We start from the raw sequence: 3,138 nt of genomic DNA, 5'->3' as shown, positions 1-3,138 counted from the left end.
AACCAATAAAAACTAAATAGCAAACAATATTTCCAGTCAAGAAAGAAAGGGCGCCAGGTGGATGCCTTGGCACATGAAGACGAAGAAGGACGTAAGTGAACGAAAACTAGGGCAAGCTCACAAAAAGCCATAACCCCTAGGTCTCCGAATGGGGAAACCCGGCTAGTGAAGAACTAGTCATCACTAAGTGAATACATAGCTTAGTGAGGTAAGACCCTGCGAACTGAAACATCTAAGTAGCAGGAGGAAAAGAAAGAAAACTCGATTTTCCTAGTAGCGGCGAGCGAAAAGAAAACAGCCCAACTCAATAAGGATCATCTTTAAGTAGTCAAATCATTTGGGAAAATGAACCAAAGAAAGTGAAAGTCTTGTAGACGAAACTTAAAAATGGACAGAGTGAAAGTAGCACCGGACACGAGGAATCCGTTGTGAAGACAGGGGGCCCATCCCCTAAGGCTAAATACTAACATGTGACCGATAGCGAACAAGTACCGTGAGGGAAAGGTGAAAAGAACCCCGAAAGGGGAGTGAAACAGAACCTGAAACCTAGCGCCTACAAGCAGACAGAGGACATACAGTCTGATGTCGTACCTTTTGTAGAATGGGCCAGCGAGTTATTCTAAGCGGCAAGATTAAGTATCTAAGATACGGAGTCAAAGCGAAAGCGAGTCTTAATAGGGCCACAGTCGATTAGAATAGACCCGAAACCGGGTGATCTATCCATGGCCAGAGTGAAGGTGAAGTAAAATTCACTGGAGGCTCGAACCGGGTACGGTTTAAAACGTATCGGATGAGTTGTGGATAGGGGTGAAAAGCCAAACGAACTCGGATATAGCTGGTTCTCCTCGAAATAGCTTTAGGGCTAGCCTTTGACTAAAGATTTTAGGAGGTAGAGCACTGAATGGTCTAGGGCGGTTAACCGTACCGAAACCTATCAAACTCCGAATGCCAAAAAATCAGGTCAAGGAGTCAGACTTAGAGGGATAAGCTTCTAAGTCGAAAGGGAAACAGCCCAGACCGACAGCTAAGGTCCCCAAATCTGGATTAAGTGGAAAAGGATGTGAACCTACTAAGACAACCAGGACGTTGGCTTAGAAGCAGCCATGCATTTAAAGAATGCGTAATAGCTCACTGGTCAAGTGGGTTTGCGCCGAAAATGAACGGGGCTAAAATCCAGTACCGAAGCTTCGGATTGATAGAGAAATTAAATCTATCACATAAAGAAGGACTAAAAAGGAAAGATAAAAAACTTAACTAGGAAATATTGTAACAATATCAAGATAAACGAGTTATACAATCAAAAAAATTACGCAAATATCAAAAGTAAAACACTAAGATATGGGTAAAAAAACTCAATTATCACCGAAACAGCATACGAAAGTATGACCTGGTTAATCAAAGTATTATCTAACCAAAAAAAGAACTTTATGTCTAGATTTAAAATCTCTATCAGTGGTAGAGGAGCGTTGTATTAGGGAAGAAGCAGAAGCGAAAGCAAAGGTGGACTTAATACAAGTGAGAATGCTGGCATGAGTAGCGAGAAGGAGAGTGAGAATCTCTCCCGTCGAAACCCTAAGGATTCCTGAGCAAGGCTCGTCCCCTCAGGGTAAGTCGGGACCTAAGCCAAGGCCGAAAGGCGTAGGCGATGGACAACAGGTTTAAATTCCTGTACCGCTTAAAGTCGATATTAGAGATGTGATGACGCAAGAGGATAAGCTAAGCTAGCTGATGGATGCTAGTCTAAGAGTCAAGGCCAGTGTGTAGGCAAATCCGCACACTATTAAGGCTAAGGCTTGATAGGTATCGAAAACATAAGTAGAGAAGTAGCTGATTTCAAATTGCCAAGAAAAGTCACTATCGAGACCAAAGCGCCCGTACCCGAAACCGACACAGGTAGGGAGGTAGAGAATACCAAGACGCGCGGAAGAACCTTTGTTAAGGAACTCGGCAAAATGTCCCCGTAACTTCGGGAGAAGGGGAGCCATAGCGATATGGCCACAGAAACCAGGCCCAAGCGACTGTTTACCAAAAACACAAGTTTCTGCAAAATCGTAAGATGAAGTATAGGAGCTGACACCTGCCCGGTGCTGGAAGGTTAAGGAGAAGGCTTAGCGCAAGCGAAGGCTCGAACTTAAGCCCCAGTAAACGGCGGCCGTAACTATAACGGTCCTAAGGTAGCGAAATTCCTTGTCGGGTAAGTTCCGACCCGCACGAAAGGTGTAACGATTTGGGCACTGTCTCAACAAAGGATCCGGTGAAATTGTAGTAGTCGTGAAGATGCGACTTACCCACGCTAGGACGGAAAGACCCCGTGGAGCTTTACTGTAGGCTGATATTGGACTTTGAGATTAGATATACAGGATAGTTGGGAGACTATGAAGCATGTACGCCAGTATGTGCAGAGTCACCCTTGGGATACCAACTTTCTAATATTAAAGTTCTAACATTGACCCTTGAATCAGGGCAATGGACATTGTCAGTTGGGCAGTTTGACTGGGGCGGTCGCCTCCCAAAAAGTAACGGAGGCGTTCAAAGGTTCGCTCAGAATGGACGGAAACCATTCGTAGAGTACAAAGGCAAAAGCGAGCTTAACTGCAAAACCTACAAGTTGCGCAGAGTAGAAATACGGACTTAGTGATCCGGTGGCACCGCATGGAAGGGCCATCGCTCAACGGATAAAAGCTACCCCGGGGATAACAGGCTTATCTCCCCCAAGAGTCCACATCGACGGGGAGGTTTGGCACCTCGATGTCGGCTCGTCTCATCCTGGGGCTGAAGTAGGTCCCAAGGGTTGGGCTGTTCGCCCATTAAAGAGGCACGCGAGCTGGGTTCAGAACGTCGTGAGACAGTTCGGTCCCTATCCAGCGTGGGCGTAAGAAATTTGAGAGGATCTGTCCCTAGTACGAGAGGACCGGGATGGACACACCAATGGTGTACCAGTTGTAAAGCCATTTGCATAGCTGGGTAGCTACGTGTGGAAACGATAAGTACTGAAAGCATCTAAGTACGAAACAGACCTCAAGATAAGATTTCTCAGAGTACGTAAAGAAAATACGTTTGATAGGTCCAAGGTGTAAGTACAGTAATGTATTAAGCTAATGGATACTAAACTTTATATCTTGACTGGAAATATTGTTT

Annotated in this window: 1 rRNA gene; it reads left to right on the top strand. The window is 45.3% G+C overall.

Going from position 1 to position 3,138, the window contains the following annotated elements:
• The first annotated feature begins 34 nt into the window (after positions 1-34).
• Positions 35-3,127, top strand: a 23S ribosomal RNA gene (locus tag HMPREF0072_RS08830).
• The last annotated feature ends 11 nt before the right edge of the window (positions 3,128-3,138 follow it).

It is taken from the genome of Anaerococcus lactolyticus ATCC 51172, assembly GCF_000156575.1.
Classification (GTDB): Bacteria; Bacillota; Clostridia; order Tissierellales; family Peptoniphilaceae; genus Anaerococcus; species Anaerococcus lactolyticus.
The sequence above is the reverse complement of the archived record's forward strand: the minus strand, read 5'-3'. Positions and strand labels throughout refer to the sequence as shown.